The 17444-nt window shown below is 71.4% G+C and carries 14 protein-coding genes; 4 read left to right on the forward strand and 10 right to left on the reverse strand.

What is annotated here, in order from left to right; translation table 11 throughout:
- Positions 1-19: 19 nt before the first annotated feature.
- Genes ACFFR3_RS03780 through ACFFR3_RS03800 form a run of 5 tightly spaced genes read right to left on the reverse strand, consistent with a single transcriptional unit; the run spans position 20 to position 6203 of the window.
- Positions 20-1600, reverse strand: coding sequence for an acyl-CoA synthetase (locus ACFFR3_RS03780; RefSeq protein ID WP_345396787.1), 1581 nt, complete (start codon positions 1598-1600; stop codon positions 20-22).
- Positions 1600-2745, reverse strand: a complete 1146-nt coding sequence (locus ACFFR3_RS03785; protein WP_345396784.1) for a thiolase family protein — start codon at positions 2743-2745, stop codon at positions 1600-1602. Before ACFFR3_RS03785 ends, ACFFR3_RS03780 begins: the two co-directional genes overlap by 1 nt.
- A complete protein-coding gene (locus ACFFR3_RS03790; protein WP_345409562.1) occupies positions 2742-3770 on the reverse strand; it encodes a thiolase family protein in 1029 nt (342 codons plus the stop codon). The genes ACFFR3_RS03785 and ACFFR3_RS03790 overlap by 4 nt, the downstream gene beginning before the upstream one ends.
- Entirely contained in the window at positions 3767-4666 is a 900-nt protein-coding gene (locus ACFFR3_RS03795; RefSeq protein WP_364365452.1) for a Zn-ribbon domain-containing OB-fold protein, read from the reverse strand. Before ACFFR3_RS03795 ends, ACFFR3_RS03790 begins: the two co-directional genes overlap by 4 nt.
- Positions 4656-6203 (reverse strand): acyl-CoA synthetase, encoded by a 1548-nt coding sequence (locus ACFFR3_RS03800; protein WP_345396781.1) that lies wholly within the window; start codon positions 6201-6203, stop codon positions 4656-4658. The genes ACFFR3_RS03795 and ACFFR3_RS03800 overlap by 11 nt, the downstream gene beginning before the upstream one ends.
- Positions 6204-6319: 116 nt before the next feature.
- On the opposite strand from ACFFR3_RS03800, the gene ACFFR3_RS03805 reads away from it, so the two are divergent.
- From ACFFR3_RS03805 to ACFFR3_RS03815, 3 genes are read left to right on the forward strand one after another with little or no spacing between them, the layout of a single operon-like run.
- Positions 6320-7129, forward strand: coding sequence for a crotonase/enoyl-CoA hydratase family protein (locus tag ACFFR3_RS03805; protein WP_379482593.1), 810 nt, complete (start codon positions 6320-6322; stop codon positions 7127-7129).
- A gap of 56 nt (positions 7130-7185) precedes the next feature.
- Complete coding sequence (locus ACFFR3_RS03810; RefSeq protein ID WP_345396775.1) at positions 7186-7464, forward strand: type II toxin-antitoxin system Phd/YefM family antitoxin; 279 nt, start codon at positions 7186-7188, stop codon at positions 7462-7464.
- Positions 7457-7861 (forward strand): type II toxin-antitoxin system VapC family toxin, encoded by a 405-nt coding sequence (locus ACFFR3_RS03815; RefSeq protein ID WP_379482594.1) that lies wholly within the window; start codon positions 7457-7459, stop codon positions 7859-7861. Before ACFFR3_RS03810 ends, ACFFR3_RS03815 begins: the two co-directional genes overlap by 8 nt.
- Before the next feature lie 2 nt (positions 7862-7863).
- Here ACFFR3_RS03815 and ACFFR3_RS03820 read toward each other — a convergent pair whose 3' ends face one another.
- Entirely contained in the window at positions 7864-8970 is a 1107-nt protein-coding gene (locus ACFFR3_RS03820; RefSeq protein ID WP_379482595.1) for an NAD(P)H-dependent flavin oxidoreductase, read from the reverse strand.
- A gap of 162 nt (positions 8971-9132) precedes the next feature.
- A complete protein-coding gene (gene pgfA, locus ACFFR3_RS03825; RefSeq protein WP_345396769.1) occupies positions 9133-10056 on the reverse strand; it encodes a cell envelope lipid trafficking protein PgfA in 924 nt (307 codons plus the stop codon).
- Between the two features lie 166 nt (positions 10057-10222).
- On the opposite strand from pgfA, the gene ACFFR3_RS03830 reads away from it, so the two are divergent.
- Positions 10223-11368, forward strand: a complete 1146-nt coding sequence (locus ACFFR3_RS03830; RefSeq protein ID WP_345396766.1) for an acyltransferase family protein — start codon at positions 10223-10225, stop codon at positions 11366-11368.
- Here ACFFR3_RS03830 and ACFFR3_RS03835 read toward each other — a convergent pair.
- The 3 genes from ACFFR3_RS03835 to ACFFR3_RS03845 are packed head-to-tail and all read right to left on the reverse strand — an operon-like array spanning position 11295 to position 17436.
- Positions 11295-15461: an alpha-(1->3)-arabinofuranosyltransferase domain-containing protein gene (locus tag ACFFR3_RS03835; RefSeq protein WP_379482596.1), complete on the reverse strand. Its 4167-nt coding sequence runs from the start codon at positions 15459-15461 to the stop codon at positions 11295-11297. The genes ACFFR3_RS03830 and ACFFR3_RS03835 overlap by 74 nt on opposite strands.
- Positions 15458-16636 carry a glycosyltransferase family 4 protein gene (locus ACFFR3_RS03840; protein ID WP_379482597.1) on the reverse strand — a complete coding sequence of 393 codons (1179 nt, stop codon included), beginning with the start codon at positions 16634-16636 and terminating at the stop codon, positions 15458-15460. The genes ACFFR3_RS03835 and ACFFR3_RS03840 overlap by 4 nt, the downstream gene beginning before the upstream one ends.
- Positions 16633-17436 (reverse strand): glycosyltransferase, encoded by an 804-nt coding sequence (locus ACFFR3_RS03845; RefSeq protein WP_364365431.1) that lies wholly within the window; start codon positions 17434-17436, stop codon positions 16633-16635. The genes ACFFR3_RS03840 and ACFFR3_RS03845 overlap by 4 nt, the downstream gene beginning before the upstream one ends.
- Positions 17437-17444: the final 8 nt, after the last annotated feature.

A 17444-nucleotide genomic window follows, 5' to 3' on the forward strand; every position in this document is an offset into this window, starting at 1 on the left:
CCAGCTCAGGCGAAGGTTTTCAGGCGTTTTCTGCGGTTTCCCGAGCCCACCGATAGTCGGCCTTACCGGCCGGAGAGCGGACCATTTCGTCCACGAACGCGTACGTCCGAGGCACCTTGTACCCCGACAGCAGCGTCCGGCAGTGCGCGTCCAGCTCCTCAGGCGTCACCGGCACCCCGTGCCGCGGCTCGATGACGGCGGCCACGCGGTTGCCCCAGCGCTCGTCCGGCACCCCGGTCACCACCGCGTCGAACACGCCGGGATGCCCCTTGAGCACCGCCTCCACCTCCTCGGGGAACACCTTCTCGCCGCCGGTGTTGATGCACTGGGAGCCGCGCCCGAAGACGTTCACCGTGCCGTCCTTCTCGACGGTGGCGAGGTCGCCGGTGAGCAGCCACCGGGTGCCGTCGTCGGAGGTGACGAACGTGCGCGCGGTCTTGTCGGGGTCGTTGTAGTAGCCGAACGCCACCCAGCCCGACCGCGCGACGGTGCCGAGCTGCCCTGAGCCGGGCTCGACGGGCCGGTTCTCCTCGTCGAGGACGGCCAGCCTGACGACGGAGTTGGGCTGGTAGCGCAGGCCCTTCTCGGGTGAGGAGCCGGCCACGCCGGAGGCGGTGTAGCCGGACTCGGTGGAGCCGAAGTTGTCGAGGATCATGACGTTCGGCAGCAGTTCCTGGAGGCGGTCGCGGACGGCGCCGGACAGGATCGCCCCGGTCGAGCTGATCACGAACAGCGAGGAGACGTCGTACGAGCCGGTCGCCAGCTCATCGGTGAGCGGCCTGGCCATGGCGTCGCCGGTGATGTTCACGGTGGTGACGCGCTCCCGCTCGATCGTCCGCAGGACATCGGCGGCGTCGAACTTGCGGACGTACACCATGGTCGAGCCCATCCAGAACGCGATGAATGTGGCCATCTGCGCGGCCCCGTGCATGAGCGGCGGCGCGGCCATCATCACCATCGGGTTGGCCTTGACCGCCTCGTCGATGACCTCCTGCGGCGTGGCGCGCGGCTCGCCGTACGGGTTGCCGCCGCCGAACCCCATGAACAGGTCCTCGACGTGCCACATCGCGCCCTTCGGGAAGCCGGTGGTGCCGCCGGTGTAGATGATGTAGAGGTCCTGGCCGGAGCGGGCGGGGAAGCCGCGGTCCGGCCGGCCGCGCTCCAGAGCGGCGCCGTACGTCACGGCCCCGCCGATCGAGGGCGGCCCGCCCACGGCGATGAGGTGGTCGAGCAGCGGCGCCTGCCCGGCGACAGCGGCGACCCGGGGCTCGAACTCGACGTCGTAGACCAGCGCCCGCAGGTCGGCGTCGCGGTAGAGGTACAGCAGCTCGGCCTCGACGTAGCGGTAGTTGACGTTGATCGGCACCGCCCGGATCTTGAGCGCGGCGAGCAGCCCGGCGACGTACTCGACGCCGTTGCAGAGGTGCAGGCCGACGTGCTGTCCCGGCTGGATGCCGAGGTCCATGAGGTAGTGGGCGAGCCGGTTGGCCTCGGCCTCGAGCTCGGCGTACGTGCGCCGCTCAGCGCCGCAGACGATGGCCGTGCGTTCCCCGATCGTGTCCGCGAGCCCCTCGAACAGGTCAGCGTGGTTGAACTCCATCAGGGTCTCTCCCGTCCGACGATCCACATCGCGAAGAACTGGGCTCCCCCGCCGTAGGCGTGGCCGAGCGCCGTGCGGGCGCCGTCCACCTGGTGTTCGCCGGCCATGCCGCGCACCTGCAGCACCGCCTCGGCGAACCTGATGAGTCCCGACGCCCCGATGGGGTTGCTGGACAGCACCCCGCCCGAGGCGTTCCACGGGATGTCGCCGTCGAGTGCGGTGGCGCCCGACTCGGTGAGCTTCCAGCCCTCGCCCTCGGCGGCGAAGCCGAGGTTCTCCAGCCACATGGGCTCGTACCAGGAGAACGGCACGTAGACCTCGGCCACGTCGATCTCCCTGCGCGGGTCGGTGATGCCGGCCTGGCGGTAGACGTCGGCGGCGCAGTCCTTGCCGGCCTGCGGGCTGACGGTGTCGCGCCCGGCGCGGAAGATCGGCTCGGAACGCATGGCGGTGCCGTGCACCCAGGCGGGCGTGCCGGTGACGGCCGATTCCGAGGCCAGCACGAGCGCGCAGGCGCCGTCGCTGGAGGGGCAGGTCTCCAGGTAGCGGATGGGCTCCCAGAGCATGGGCGTCGACTCGACCATCTTCTGGTCGATGCCGGGGATCTTGAGGTGCGCGTAGGGGTTCTTCAGCGCGTTCAGCCGGTCCTTGACCGCGACGAGCGTGCCGATGTGCCCGGGTGCGCCGGTTCTGCGCATGTACTCGCGGATGTGCGGCGCGAAGTAGCCGCCCGCGCCGACCACGAGGGACGAGCTGAAGGGCAGGTGGGTGGACAGGGCCCAGGTGGCGTTCGACTCCGACTGCTTCTCGAAGGCGACGACGAGCACCCGGTCGTGCACGCCGCCCTGGACGAGCGAGGCGCCGACGATGGCGGTGGAGCCGCCGACGCTGCCCGCGGTGTGCACCCGCATCAGCGGCTTGCCGGCCGCGCCGAGCGCGTCGGCGAGGTACACCTCCGGCATCATCACGCCCTCGAACAGGTCGGGCGCCTTGCCGACCACCACGGCGTCGATGTCCTTGAACGTCAGCCCGGCGTCGTCGAGCGCCCGCTGCGCCGCCTCGCGGACGAGCCCGGCGAGCGAGACGTCGCGCCGCTTGGTCGTGTAGCGGGTCTGGCCGACGCCGATGACCGCGCACCTGTTCATCGGGCCTCCAGGACGGTCACGAGGTTCTGTTGCAGGCAGGGGCCGGCGGCGGCGTGCGCGACGGTGCGGCGGGCGGCGCCGTCGTGGATGCGGCGCGCGGCCTCGCCGATGCGGATGAGGCCGGTGGCCATGACGGGGTTGGCGGCGAGCGGCCCGCCCGAGGGGTTGATGAGGGTGTCGCCGCCGAGCTCCAGTGCCTCGCGCAGGATGACCTCCTCGTGCGGGAACTGGGCGTGCAGCTCGGCCACCTCGACCGGGCCCTTGGCGACCCCGGCGGCACGGGCGGCGTCGGCCGCCGAGCCGGATCGCGCGAGGTCGCGCAGGCCGAGGTAGTGGGGCTCGATGCGGTGGGCGATGCCCGTGATGTAGGCAGGGCTGGGGCACAGCTGCCTGGCCAGGTCGCCGGCGGCGAGCACGACGGCCGCCGCGCCGTCGGTGACGGGCGGCACGTCGATCTTCCTGAGCGGCCGCACGGCGTGGTCCTCGCCGCCCGGCTCTGGCTCGGGCAGATCCAGCGCGTACGGGTTGCCGCGCCCGTCCGCCCTGCTCCGCCGGACGATCTCGTCCAGCTCCCCGGGGTCGGCACCGACGGCGGCGGCCTGGAGCGCGGCGTAGGAGAGCTGGTCGAGGCCGAGCGGAGCCAGGTAGTAGGGGTCGAGCTGCAGGGTCATGATCGTGCGCAGGTCGCCGAGCGACGACTTGCCGAAGCCGTAGACCAGCGCCGAGTCGACGTCGCCGTGCTGGAGGCGGACCCACGCCTCGTACAGGGCCCAGGCGCCGTCCATCTCGACGTGGCTCTCGGAGATCGGCGGCCAGGCGGCGAGCGCGTCGAGCGCCGACACGAACGAGAACGGCGCTCCCGCGAGGTAGTCGCAGCTGCCCGAGCAGGTGAAGCCGAACCTGGTGAGCCCGGTGCGCTCCTTGACCTCGTTGATGACCGGGGTGATCAGCTCGGGCTCGCTCAGGCCGGTGTCGTGATCGGTGTGCCGCGTCTGGGCGAACGCGACGATGGCCACATCTCTCATGACAGCTCCACATCGGGCTCGCCGGTGGGGGCGAACCAGCGGATGTTCGCCATGGACGCCGTGCGCTCGCTCTCGGGCACCCAGACCGCCCTGACCCGCATGCCCTGGCGTACCTCGTGGGCGGGCACGTCGCCGACCAGCGCGATCATGGGGATGTCGGTGCCGTCGAGCAGGATGTACGCCGACACGAACGGCACCTGCGGGGCCCGGGGGTCGGGCAGGTTGTTGATGGCGAACGTGGTGATCGTCCCGGTGTCGGGCACTTCGAAGGTGTCCGGGAGGGCGCTGCCGCATTCGGGGCACGCCGCCCGGTACGGCACGTACACCTTGGCGCAGCGCTCGCAGCGCCCGCCGAGGAGGACGCCGCGCTCGACCCCTTCGAGGAAGACCCGCAGCGCGCCGCCGGCCTGGAGGCGGTATTCGGCGCGCACGTCGGAGACGATCTGGGTGACCTCGGGGACGAAGTGCGACAGGTCGGTGATGTGGCCCTTGGGCTGCTCGCGCCAGACCGGCCAGACCCGCATGCCCTGCCGCAGCGCCTTGGGGTTGCCGGGGTCGAGGGCGTGCACGAGGTCGGTGTCGGCGCCGTCGAGGCGGATCAGCGCCCAGGCGAAGGGGCGGTCGAGCGGGTGTCCAGGGAGCGGCTCGTCCACCCAGGCCCACGTGGTGACCGTGCCGGCCGGGCCGACCTCGACGTACTCGCCGGTGACGGCTTCGCCGGTGGCGGGGTCGTACTCGAGGGGCGGCACCAGGACGCGGCCCTCCGCCGTACGCACGCCGACCAGGCGGCGGGCGCGTAACTCGCTGAGGAACCGGCCGATCACCGGCCCCGTCGTACGCGTGTAGCCGCCGGGGAACTCCAGGACGTGCTGCGCGACCAGCGGATCAGATGGCACGGTCGTGTCCCTCCCAGTACGGGGCGCGGAGCTTGCGTTTGAGCAGCTTGCCGTTGGGCTCGCGGGGCATCTCGGCGATGAAGTCGATGCTCTTGGGCCACTTCATCCTGGCCAGGCGGCCCTCCAGCGAGGCCAGCAGCTCGGCCGCCAGCTCGGGGCCCGGCTCGGCGTCCTGCGCGGGCTCGACGACGGCCTTGATCTGCTCGCCCCACTCCTCATCGGGGATGCCGAACACGGCCACGTCGGCCACCTTGGGGTGGACCATGAGCTCGTTCTCGATCTCGGCCGGGTAGATGTTGGCCCCGCCTGAGATGATCATGTCGGCTTTGCGGTCGCACAGGTAGAGGAAGCCGTCCTCGTCCAGGTAACCGATGTCGCCGACGGTGAAGTGGTCTTTGAGGCGGTTCGCGGCGGTCTTGTCGGGGTCGCCTTTGTACTCGAACGTGGCGCCCATCATCTTCATGTAGATCGTGCCGGGGGTGCCGGTGGGCACCGGTTCGCCCTGGTCGTCCACGATGAGCAGCTCGCTGATCGGCCAGGCCTTGCCGACCGTGCCGGGGTGGGCCTTCCAGTCCTCGGGCGTGGCGATGGTGCCGCCGCCCTCGGTGGCCGCGTAGTACTCGTACACGCAGTCGCCCCACCAGTCGAGCATCGCCCACTTCACCGGTACGGGACAGGGCGCGGCGGCGTGGATCATCCAGCGCAGCGAGGACAGGTCGTACGCGGTGCGCGTCTTGTCCGGCAGCGCCAGCAGCCGCTTGAAGTGGGTGGGCACCAGGTGCGAGTTGGTGACGCGATGCCGCTCGCACAGCCGCAGCATCTCCTCGGCGTCCCACTTGTCCATGTAGACGAGCGTGTGCCCCATGTGCAGGGCGGAGCCGCCGAACTGGGTCACCGCCGTGTGGTAGCTCGGCGAGGTGACCAGGTGCGCGTTCGGCCGGCCCGGCGTCATGCCGAACAACGTGAGAAGGAACGTCATCAGCTCGGCAGCGTCGTCCGGATCCATCCCGCTGAGCGGCCTTCTGACGCCTTTAGGCTTGCCGGTGGTGCCCGAGGTGTAGTGCATGGTGGCGCCGGCGGTGCGGCCTTCCGGCGCGGTGTCCGGCTGCCCGCCGGTCAGCTCGCTCATCGGACGGAACCCGCCGGCCTCGCCCTCTGTCAGGAACCGCCGCTCGGGCGCGATGGCCTCGGCGCCGCGAATGCCCTCGGCGAGGAAGCGCGGGTGCACGAAGAACGCCTTGGCCTCGCTGTCGGAGACGATGTACGCGATCTCCGGCCCGGTCAGGTGCCAGTTGACCGGCGTGTAGTACCAGCCCGCCTGCAGCGCCGCCAGGTAGAGGACGAGGCCGTCGGCGCCGTTGGGCACCAGGCCGCAGATACCGTCGCCCGGCTGGAGACCGAGCGCGCGCAGCCCGTGCACGAGGCGGTTGGAGCGGGCGAGGAGGTCGCCCGCGCGGTGCTGGGTGCCGTCGGGGTCCACGGCCGCGATCCACTCGGGATCCGCCTGCGCGAGCCTCCAGAAACCGAGCGTGCCCATCTGATCTCCTCAGCTGTGGGCGGGCAAAACAGGAACCTGTTCTCGTTTGCTGGTGGGAGCGTATCCTGGGCCAAAGTTCGTAGCAAGCGCTTGATCTAGCGACTTCGGAGGCACCCGTGGAGCTCCTGCCGATCAGCACGCCGCACTGCCGGATCGAACGCGACGGGCACGTCCTGACCGTCACCATGAACCGGCCGGAGGCCCGCAACGCGCTCTCCTCCGACATGCTGATCGGCCTGGCGTCGGCGTGGGCGTACGCCTCCGAGGAGCCCGGCATCCGGGTGGCGATCCTGACCGGCGCCGAGGGCACGTTCTGCGCCGGCGCCGACCTCAAGGCCATGGGACAACCCTCCACCGACCCGGACGTCCAGGCCAGGGCCGCCCAGATCCCGAACTTCCACTGGAAGGGCCTGCTCCGCGAGGACCTGCCGACCAAGCCCATCATCTGCGCGGTCGAGGGCTACGCCGTCGCCGGAGGCACCGAACTCCTGGTGGGCACCGACCTGCGCGTGGTCGCCGAGTCCGCCACCCTGGGCCTCTTCGAGGCCAAGCGCGCCCTGTTCCCGATGGGCGGCAGCGCCGTCCGCCTCCCCCGACAGATCCCGTACTGCCACGCCATGGACCTCCTGCTGACCGGCCGCGCCGTCACGGCCGCAGAGGCTCTGTCGATGGGCCTGGTGAACCGCGTGGTCCCCGACGGCCAGGCACTGGCGGTGGCCCGCGAACTGGCGGACGACGTGGCAAGCTCGGGCCCCCTGGCCGTCCAAGCCATCCTCCGCACCTACCGCGACACTTCGGGCCTCCCGGAACCGGAGGCCCTGAAGGTCTCGGACGAGCTGGGCTGGCCGGTCATCGGCTCAGAAGACGCCAAGGAAGGCACCCGCGCCTTCCGCGAAAAGCGCCCCGCTTTCTACCAAGGCCACTGATGCTCTTATACTGATGTGAGTAGCACACCGAGCTACGCGGGGCTACAGTGAGGTGCATGTTGAAGATCATCAGTCAGCGTGAGCTCCGCAACAACTCCGCCGCCGTCATGGACGAGGTCGAAGCGGGTGAAGTTTTCCACATCACCCGCAACGGCATCGAGATCGCAGAGCTGCGTCCGCTTCCGCGTAGGCGCCGGCTCAGTGCGGAGGAGCTTGTTGCCAAGCACCGTCTCCTGCCAAAGGTGGACTACGCCGAGATGCGCCGCGAGGCCGACGAGTTCTTCGACGGCGAGGACCGCATGGGCGACGACCCGTGGGAGCGGCACCATGGCTGATCACCGTGCCATGGGCGTCATCGATACGTGCGTGTTCATCGACCTCGCGGAAATTTCACCCGAGGCCCTTCCGAAGCAGCCGGAACTCACGACCGTCACGCTCGCTGAGCTGCACCAGGGCGTGGCCATGGCGAAGAACGAAGCGTCCCGAGCCGCCCGCATGGAGAAGCTCGGCATGGCCGCCGTCGATTTCGAGCCGCTGCCCTTCGACTCCAAGGCCGCGGCGCGTTATGGCAGCCTGGTCGCACTCACCCTCGCAGCCAAGCGAGATCCGAGGCCGCGGCGGATGGACCTCATGATCGCCGCAATCGCCTCCAGCCGGGGACTCCCCCTCTACACCCGCAACACGGACGACTTCGTCGGACTAGAGAGCATGGTCACCGTCGTGCCGGTGTGAGGTCAGTCGGAGGTGAGGTTGTGGAGGCGGTCCAACGCTTCGGTGTACTCCGAGATCAGGTCGTAGACGACGTCCTTGGCCGGTTTGACCTGGTTCATGACGCCGATGATCTGGCCGGCGGGGAAGGTGGCCAGTTCGGCGGCGTCCGAGCGGCCGATGCGGCGCAGAGCGTCTGAGACGAGCATGAACTGCAACGGCATCGGGAGGGTGCCGGGCGACTCCTCCGACTCCCATGCCTCGGTCCACTCGTTCTTGAGCAGGCGGGCGGGCTTGCCGGTCCAGCTGCGGGAGCGGACGGTGTCGCGGGAGGTGGCGGCGAGGATGCGGCGCCGGGCCATCTCCGGGGTGTCGGCCTCCTCGACGGTGAGCCAGATCGAGCCCGTCCAGACGCCCTCGGCCCCGAGCGCCATCCCGGCGGCCATCTGGCGGCCGTTGCCGATGCCGCCCGCCGCCAGCACCGGTACGTCCACCGCGTCCACGACCTGCGGGATGAGCACCATGGTGGAGATCTCACCGGTGTGCCCGCCGGCCTCGGTGCCCTGGGCGACCACCACGTCCACCCCGACCTCGACCTGCTTGAGCGCGTGGCGCGGGGTGGAGGCGAGGGCGGCGACCTTGACGCCGTGGGCGTGGGCGAGCTCGACCACGTCGGCGGGCGGCGGCCCGAGCGCGTTGGCGAGCAGCGCGATGGGGTGACGCAGCGCGACCTCGACCTGGGGGCGGGCCGTGGCGTCGGTCCAGCCGAGCAGCACCCGGCCAGGGTCGGCGTCCGAGGACAGGGGCGGCACGCCGTGCTTGGCCAGGAGGCCCTCGACGAACGCCCGATGCCCGTCGGGGATCATGGTCTGGAGCCGGCCGACCAGCTCCTCCGGCGCGAAGTCGGCCCCCTCGTACGAGGCCGGCATGACGACGTCCACCCCGTACGGCCGGCCGTCCACGTGGTCGTCGATCCACTTGAGCTCCATCTCGAGCTCTTCCGGGGTGAAGTAGAGCGCGCCGAGCACGCCCATGCCGCCGGCCTTGCTGACGGCGGCGACCACATCCCGGCAGTGGCTGAACGCGAAGATCGGGAGCTCGATTCCGAACATGTCCGTGACGCGTGTCCGCATGGCCCGACAATACGTCTGGAAAGCGGCGAACTGCAACGTGTTCTAGACCAGAACCTTTCGTCTGGTACTGGCGAGTAACCTATATATGAAACGCGTTCCAGTCGGGGTGTCGAGTCAATAAAAAGGGGCCCGTTCGCACGGGCCCCGAAAACACCGCGAACGTCACCCGGCGTCGGCCGGGGCGCGGCGTCCCACGATGACGCCGGCCACGACGAGCACGACGCCGATCACGAGCAGCACGAGCGGGATGGTGTTCCGCAGCAGGTTGATCATGTTCTTACCGTCCTGGGCGCCCTTGACCAGGTCGTCGACCGTCTTCTCGGTCATCTTCGCGGTCGCGATGAAGGCCGCCGAGCGCTCGACGCCGTCCTGCGTCTTCAGCACCTCGTGCCGCTGCACCTCCTGCCGGACCGGCGACCCGGTGACCGGCTCGATCCAGAACGTCGTCTTGCCGTCGTACCAGCGGTCGACCTGCACGTCACCGGTGGTGCCCGTGATGCCGAGCACGTTGGCGGGCGCGCTGCGGGTCTCGGTCTTGGTCGGGGGCACGGTCTGCTCGAAGACGTAGACCGGCAGGCCGTTGACCTTGTCCTCGCGGACGAACGTGGCGTCGAACGCCTTCTGCGCGGTGGCGTTGAACACCTTGTACGTCTTCTTCTCCACGTCGAAGGGGAACTTGTAGACCTGCCCCTCCAGCGTGACCGGCGCCTTCTCGACGCTGGACCCGCAGCAGTTGAGCGCCACCCCGGTGTAGCGGTCGAAGGCGCTGCGCCGCTCGGAGATGTCGATCTGGGGCCGCTTGTTGGTCACGTCGTTGACGACCGTGGCCTCGTCCCAGACCACCCGGTCACTGGTGGCCTCCTTCACATCACCGCGGGTGGTGACGATGATGTCGAGGTCACCGGTGAGCACCTTGAGGTCCTGCAGCGAGAAGTACTGGGCGTTCTTGGCCTCCAGCCGCGAGATGCCGAACTGGTCGGCCGGCGCGGAGATGATCTGGTCCGCCGCCCAGAATCTCAGCAGCGGAGCCAGCGCGATGAAGAAAGCCCCGAACCCGATGAGGACGAGCGTTGAGATGCGACCCATCGAGGCCTCCGCATTGTAGAACATGTTGTCGTTCGGTGCGATCGTCGAGCATCAAAGTATGACAGGGGGTGACGCCCGTCAGCGGCGGGCAAACCACCGCAACCAAATCGATAGAAACAGGTTCTATCGTGGTTGCCGCAATCGGCGACGGGACATTGGAGCAGCGATGAAGGGCAGGGACGCGGCACTCGACGGCATCCGCGCGGTGGCCGCGCTCGGCGTCTGGCTGCTGCACGTCGGGAGCAACACCGGCGTGATGTACCGCGACGGCATGCTCCACTGGCTGATGAGCCGCCTGGGCATCGCGGTCCCCATCTTCTTCCTCCTGTCGGGCCTGCTCCTCTACCGCCCGTGGGCGCGCGCGATGATCGAGGATACGCCACGGCCCCGGCCGCTCGGCTACCTGTGGCGCCGGGTGCTGCGCGTCATGCCCGTCTACTGGCTGGTGAGCGCGCTCGCCCTGTGGGCGTGGGCGTCGTACGACTGGACCGGCTGGCTGAAGTGGATGCTGCTCGCGCAGAACTTCTTCCCCGCCGACCCGACGCCCGACGGCCTCTACCAGATGTGGACGCTGCCCATCGAGATGTCCTTCTACGTGCTGCTCCCCGTGCTGGGCTGGGCGCTGCACCGGTGGGCGCGCGGCGGCAACCGTCCGGTGCGCCTGCTCGCCGGCATCGCGGTGCTGCCGCTCATCTCGGTGGTCACCGTGGTCGTCGCCCGGCTGTCCGGGCAGCCCGACCTGGCCCTGCTGCTGCCGTACCACCTGGCGTTCTTCGGCTGCGGCATGGCGATGGCGGTGCTGTCGGTGTGGATCGGGCACAGCCGCGTGATCGACTCGCTGGCCCCGCAGCTGCTGGTGCTGGCCGGCTTGCTGTACGCGCTGCTCAGCACCGACCTGGCCGGCCCGCGCACGCTCGTGCTGCCCACCCTGGGGCAGTCGCTGTGGCGGCTCAGCCTGGAGACGGCGGTCGCGGTGCTGCTGGTGGCGCCGTTCGCGCTGGCCTCCAGGCCCGGCTCGCTGCGCAACCGGGTGCTCGGCAACCCCGTCGCGAGCTACCTGGGCCGCATCTCCTACAGCTTCTTCCTCTGGCACGCGCCGGTGATCACGCTGCAGCTCAAGCTGACCGGCGCGCAGCCGTTCCAGGCCGACTTCACCAGCGTCGCGGTGATCTCGTTCATCGTGACGATGCTGCTCAGCGTCGGCAGCTACCACCTGATCGAGGTGAGCGCGCTCAAGCTCAGCCGACACCGGTCAGCACCTGCCTCGCCGCCGGCAGCTCGCGCGGCGCTGCCGGCCGCGCCGGCTCCGTGACGAGCTGGCCGAACAGCACGCCGACCGCCGCGCATGACGCGAGCTGCGGCACGTGGTCCATAAGCGGGTCCATCAGCACCTCCACGTCGATCCCGTAGTCCCGCAGCGTCATGCCGGCGGCCAGGGACAGCGCCGCCACGCAGAACGCGCCGGCCGCCGCCCAATGCGCGGGCCACCGCCTGGCCCGCAGCAGCAGGGTCACCAGCACCGCGCCGAGCACCGCCAGCATGCCGGGCCAGCTCGCCGTCCAGCCGCCGAACGCCAGCGCCGCCACCACCACGAGCGGCGCACGCGGCCGCGACAGCCGGGCGGCCGAGGCGGGGGCGGTCTCGCGTACGTGCTCGGGCCGCGGCCCCCGCAGCACCAGGGCGGCCAGCGCCAGCAGCGCGATCCCGGCCAGCCCCAGCAGGAGCGCGAGCCGGTAGAGCCGGTCGGGCAGGTAGTCGAGCCGTACGGTGCCCGAGGTGCCGGCGGGCAGCTCCCACGCCTGCTTCCAGCCGTCGATCCTGACCGGTTTGAGCGTCTCGCCACCGATGCTGGCCCGCCAGCCGGCGTTGAAGTTCTCGTTGACGACGAGGAAGGCGTCCTTGGGCGCGCTGACGGCGACCTCGCGCTGCGACGGCGTCCACGTGCTCGGCACGGCCGACCCCTCCACGCCGGCGGGCCGCTCGGGCAGCGCCCCGACCACCAGCGCGTCGATCGCGTACGGGTCCCAGCCCGCCACCCGCACCCGGTTGTCCCCGGCGGCGAGCGGCGCCCTCGTGCAGCCCGTGATCCGCACCGGCCGCTGTTCGAGCAGGTCGGCGTGGGTGCCGGTGACCCGGGTGGGGACGCTGCGGCCGTTCACCTCGATGGTCGGGCCGAACCCGCACGCCAGCCGCAGCGGCACGTCGGCGGGCCGCCCCACCGGGTCCACGCCGGGGATGACCAGCTCGGTCACCTGCAGCCGCTGGGAGAAGGGGGTGAAGCGGAGCTTGAGCCGGCTCGTCTTCATCGCCTTGAACGTCAGGAGGCCGTGCTCGTCCACCCGCCCGCCGCGCACGGCCCCGCCGTCGCCGGTGACGATCACGTCGAGCGGCGCCTGATCGCCGCCTGGGCGGCCGATCTGGACGCGGGAGATCGTCTTCCTGCCCTTCCACGCCACGGTGAGCGTGGGCTCCTTGTCGTCGGCGTCGGGGATCCAGGTCGTGCTGTCGTCGGCGTCGAACGCCGATCTGGGCGCGACCACGGCGTCATCGCTGAGCTGGGACGAGCCGGTCACCGTGGTCAGGTCCGCACGGATGCGGGTGTAGCGGTCGATCAGCTCAGAGTCCCGCAGGACCGCTGTTCCGCGCACGGTCACGCTCGAAGCCGCATCGGCGCGGAAGGTCCGGTCGAAACCGGTCTCCTCGCTCTGCTCGGCCAGCGCGACCTCGTTGCAGACCCAGCGCTGCGGGTTGCGCATGCAGGCGGGCCGCTCGTCGAGGCCGCGGTCCATGACGTACGCGTCGCCGCCCTGGCCGGGCAGCCGGATCGTGCGACCGGCCGTGACGCCGGGGATCGACAGCTCGACCACGCCGATGCGCTGGCCGTACGTCCACGTCTCCGACGCCGTGCCAGCCACCTTGAGCCGCACCCAGCTCGTCGGCCCGTCCGGCACGCGCAGCCGCTGCGGGTCCGTCGTACGGGCGACGTCCTGCACCAGGCTGCCCGACTCGGTCTCCACCGCCACCCGCGAGACCGCCTGGCCGAGCAGCAGGTCGGGCGCGAACATGACGTTCACGTACGGGATGCGCATCCGTCCCCGCAGGTCAACCCGCAGCCACTCGCCCTGCGAGGTTTTGGTGCCATCGCTCTCCCAGCCGGTCTTCGTGTTGCCGTCCATGGCCGCGTACGGGCCGCGTCCCGCGCTGCTGATCCCGGCCGGCGCGTACGGGTCCGCGACCGAGGAGGAGGCGCTGATGCCGGCGATGCCGTCGTACTCGGCGACCGCGGCCTCGTCGAGCCAGCCCTTCTCCAGCAGGTCCAGCGCCTTGACCCCGTCGAAGTCGCGTTTCTTGTCGGCCGTGAGGGTCGGTGACCAGTTCGTCCGCAACTCGCCGAACGAGCGCTCGCGCAGCCGCAGCGCGTCGCTGACCACGGAGGGCGCCTCGCGGGTGCCCGCGTCGCCGTTGACCAGCACCGGCTCGTCGCCCAGCAGGCCGAGGTCGCCCATCGCGAGCAGCGAGTCGGGCCCGCCGCGCACGGCCAGGGCGTCGGCCGCCGGGCGCACGGTGACCAGGCCGGCGGCATCCGACACCTCGTACAGGTCGAGCGCGGGGAAGGCGGGGTCGAGCGCGTTGACCGCGTCGTCGGTCTCCCTGTCGCCGACCGGCTCGCCGAACGAGCGCACCTTCGTGATGCCCGGCGACTCGCGCAGCGCCTCGTAGACGCGCGACGGCCAGGCGCCCTGGAGGTTCTGGCGGATGAGATCGTTCCTGACGAGCAGGTAGCGCACGCCGAGCCGCCGCAGCACGGCGGTCACGCCCGCTGAGCCGTGGCCGGAGGTCAGGCGCTGGTCGATGGCGTCGAGCAGCCGGGTCAGTCCGACCGAGCCGGGCGGCTCGATCTTCCTGGTGGTCCAGCGGGCCGTGGTCAGCGCCTGGAGCGGCTCGTCCATCGGGCGGCCCCAGACGTACTCGCCGAACTTGGCGCCCGGCACGAGCAGCACGCCGTCGTCGCCCGCGTTCGTGTCCAGCCAGGCGGCGGCCTCGCGCCAGTGGGCGGGCACGTCCTCGAAGTCGCCGGGGGCGGCCAGGCCCTGGTTGAAGACGGGCACGACGAGCGCTGCGCAGGCGGCGACGGCCACCGTACGGACCGGCATCCTGACCTTGACCAGCAGGTGCGCCAGGCCGAGGGCGAGCGCGAGCCGGACCAGCGGGTCGAACTTGCGCAGGTTGCGCAGCGGCGCGAGCGGCCCGTCGAGCAGCCAGCGCACCGGCTCGGCGGTGACCGGCTCCAGCGCGCCCGCGTGCCCGGCGACCAGCGCCACCACGCCGACCACGAACACCGCCACCAGGAACCCCCTGGCCGGCAGGTCGCGGCGGGCCAGCCCGGCGAGCCCGAGCGCCGCGATCACGCCCGTGACGACGACCATCGAGGCCGCGGTCGCGATCCTGAACCCCGGCGGCTGCTCCAGGACGCCGTTCAGCGGCAGGTAACGCACCCAGTCGGAGGCGCCGCGCAGCACGTTCGTGAGCGAGGTGACGGCCGTCGTGGTCCCCGCGGTCTCGGTGTACGGCAGGAACGAGAACGCGTACCGGCCGACCAGCAGCAGCGGCAGCGACCAGAACAGGGTGGCCACCGCCACCGCGCCCGACCACCAGCCGAGCAGCCGCCAGCGCGGCACGGGACGCGGCCTGGTGAGGATGTAGAGCACGGGCGCGACCAGCACGGCCAGCACCGCGACCGCGTTGACGCCGCCGCACAGCGCCACCGCCAGCGCCGACCTGATGGCGCCGCGCGCCCGCTGGCCGGTCTCCGACGCGGTGAGCAGCGGCAGCAGGATCCACGGCAGCATCGCGGCGGGCAGCCACTCGACGGAGATCTCGCCGATGATCGACAGCGTGCGCGGAGCCAGCGCGTACGCCAGCGCCCCCGCGATCCTGGTGCCCGGCGAGCCGATGCCGAGCCGCCCCGCCAGCCGTTCGACGCCGAGGAAGGCCACGGACATGAGCAGCGTCAGCCAGAGCCGCTGCGTCACCCACGGCTCGACGCCGGCCAGCTCGCCCAGCGCGAAGAACGGCCCCATCGGGAAGATGTAGCCGGCCACCTGGTTCTGGAGCTGGCCGAAGTGCTGCAGGTCCCACAGGTGGGCGGCGCGCTCCAGCCAGCCGACGGGGTTGAGCGCGAGGTCCATCTTGGTGTCGGAGATGAGGTGGCCCGGCCGGGTGGTGAAGGCGAGCAGGCCGAAGCCGAAGCAGCACAACAGCAGCCACAGGCGGCGCCGCGCGGCCTCCCCGACCGGCCGCCCCGCCCCGGTCCGCCGCCCGGCCACCAGCTTGTCGGTGGGCAGCCGGGTGGGCAGCAGCGTCCTCATCCGCCCGGTCGCGGGCGGCCTGGCGGCCGGGGTCATGGCCGCTCCCAGCCGGAGCCGGGCTCGCCACCGCGCCTCTCGCGCGGGGCGCCACCGCCGGCGCCGGGGCCACCGCTCAGCCCGCCGAAGGCGGGGTCGGCGCCGGGGTCGTCGCCGCGCAGGAGGGCGGTGAGGCGGTCGGCGGTGCGGTCCCAGGAGAAGCGGTCAGCCCATTCCCGACATTTCACGGCATAAGTGTGGTCCAGCTCGTCGAGTGCGGCGGCGATCCCCTTGTCCAGCCCGGTCCCCTCGGGCAGCAGCCACCCGGTCTCACCAGGCCGTACGGCATCACGCAACCCGTCCACGTCGAACGCCACGGTCGGCACGCCCAGCGCGGCGGCCTCCAGCACGCTCAGCCCCCAGCCCTCCCCCTGGGAGGCGCTGACGTGCAGCCACGCCCGCGCGACCAGCCGCGCCTTGTCGTCCTCGGGCAGGTAGCCGTGCAGCGTGACGCCCTCGGGCAGCCGGGCCCGCAGAGCGTCCTCCTCAGGTCCCCTGCCGATGACGTCCACGACCAGACCGGGCCGATGCGAGCGCAACTCGGCGACGGCGTCCAGCAGCAGGGGCACCCGCTTGTGGGCGACCAGCCGCCCGAGGCAGACCACCCGCGGCTCAGGGCTCTTCGCGACCGGCCCGGGTCGAGCGACACTGACCCCGTTCGGGATGACGTGCACCGGCCCGCGCCACCCGAGCCGCTCGCGCATGGCGAGCGCGGTGGACGGCGAGACGGCGACGCTCGCGTGCCGCCGGTAGCTCCACCGCGACACCGGCCCCTCCAGGAACCGCCCGAACGCCGCCAGCCACCCCGGCATGTGCACCCCGAACTGCCGGTCGTGCACGTGGTGCACCACGCACACCACCCGCGTCCGCCGCCGCACCGCCCAGGGGGTGAAGAACGGGATGCCGTTCTGGCAGTCGAGCACCGCGTCGAAGTGCCCCCTGCGCAGCAGCAACCAGGCCAGCACCAGCGGATAGACGGTGAAGACCCCGCCCATCCGCACGAAGGACACGCCTTCCACCCGCTCGCGGCGGCGCTGCCCTGGAGCGCGCGCGGTGACGTACCACACCTGATGGCCGGCCCGCGCGAAACGGCGGGCCGACTCCCAGGCGAAGGTCTCGGCGCCACCCGCCTGGGGATGCCAGGGGTCACGCCAGTTGACGACGGCGATCTTCACGGATATCCGACGGGGTCGAGCGGCGGCTCCCACGCCGGCCGGGCGGCGGAGCCGGGTTTCGTGCGCAGCCGCAGCCAGATCCGGCCCAGCTCCAGCACGATGCCGAAGGTGTGCCGGGCCGGGGAGAAGCGGGACCCCGGCATGTCGCGCCAGCGTACGGGGATCTCCCTGACCCGGCCGCCCGCCTCGACGCAGCGCGCGAGCAGTTCGACGTCGAAGGCGAAGCCGGGCGTGCGCAGCAGGCCGGCGGTCTCGCGGGCGAGCACGCCGTCGAAGAACTTGAACCCGCACTGGGTGTCGCTGACGCCGCGCACGAGCGCGCCGGCCAGTGCGCGGAAGCCGTACGCGCCCAGCTCGCGGATCCGGCTGTGCCGGTTCTCCACGCGCGAGTCGCGGTGCGCCCGCGAGCCGATCACCACGCGCTCGCCGGACAGCAGCAGCCCGAGCGCATGGTCGATGGCGTCGAGGTCGGTGGCCATGTCGGCGTCGCAGAAGCCGACGAAGGGCGCGGTGGTGCCGAGCAGCCCGGCCCGGACGGCGGCGCCCTTACCGGGGGTCGCGCACCGGACGAGCCGGACGGGAACGGGGCCGCGCGGCCAGTCCGAGACGATCTCGGCCGTCCGGTCGGTGCTGGCGTTGTCCACGACGATGACGGAGGTGGGGAACGGCATGCGGGCAAGCTTCGCGCACAGCTGCAGGAGCCCCCCGGGTAGTCGTCCTTCCTCGTTGTACGCGGGAATGACGATCTCGAGCAGTGGTCGCCGGCTCGCCCCCTCGCCCCCAAGCGGAGAGGGTGCCATGGCGCTTG

The organism is Nonomuraea salmonea, assembly GCF_042428605.1.
In the GTDB taxonomy this organism is placed as follows: Bacteria; Actinomycetota; Actinomycetes; order Streptosporangiales; family Streptosporangiaceae; genus Nonomuraea; species Nonomuraea salmonea.

Bases quoted from the DNA above. Each gene is read 5' to 3' on its own strand.
- ACFFR3_RS03780 (WP_345396787.1), bottom strand. From the start codon at position 1,600: ATGGAGTTCAACCACGCTGACCTGTTCGAGGGGCTCGCGGACACGATC.
- ACFFR3_RS03785 (WP_345396784.1), bottom strand. From the start codon at position 2,745: ATGAACAGGTGCGCGGTCATCGGCGTCGGCCAGACCCGCTACACGACC.
- ACFFR3_RS03790 (WP_345409562.1), bottom strand. From the start codon at position 3,770: ATGAGAGATGTGGCCATCGTCGCGTTCGCCCAGACGCGGCACACCGAT.
- ACFFR3_RS03800 (WP_345396781.1), bottom strand. From the start codon at position 6,203: ATGGGCACGCTCGGTTTCTGGAGGCTCGCGCAGGCGGATCCCGAGTGG.
- ACFFR3_RS03810 (WP_345396775.1), top strand. From the start codon at position 7,186: ATGTTGAAGATCATCAGTCAGCGTGAGCTCCGCAACAACTCCGCCGCC.
- ACFFR3_RS03815 (WP_379482594.1), top strand. From the start codon at position 7,457: ATGGCTGATCACCGTGCCATGGGCGTCATCGATACGTGCGTGTTCATC.
- ACFFR3_RS03820 (WP_379482595.1), bottom strand. From the start codon at position 8,970: ATGCGGACACGCGTCACGGACATGTTCGGAATCGAGCTCCCGATCTTC.
- pgfA (WP_345396769.1), bottom strand. From the start codon at position 10,056: ATGGGTCGCATCTCAACGCTCGTCCTCATCGGGTTCGGGGCTTTCTTC.
- ACFFR3_RS03830 (WP_345396766.1), top strand. From the start codon at position 10,223: ATGAAGGGCAGGGACGCGGCACTCGACGGCATCCGCGCGGTGGCCGCG.
- ACFFR3_RS03835 (WP_379482596.1), bottom strand. From the start codon at position 15,461: ATGACCCCGGCCGCCAGGCCGCCCGCGACCGGGCGGATGAGGACGCTG.
- ACFFR3_RS03845 (WP_364365431.1), bottom strand. From the start codon at position 17,436: ATGGCACCCTCTCCGCTTGGGGGCGAGGGGGCGAGCCGGCGACCACTG.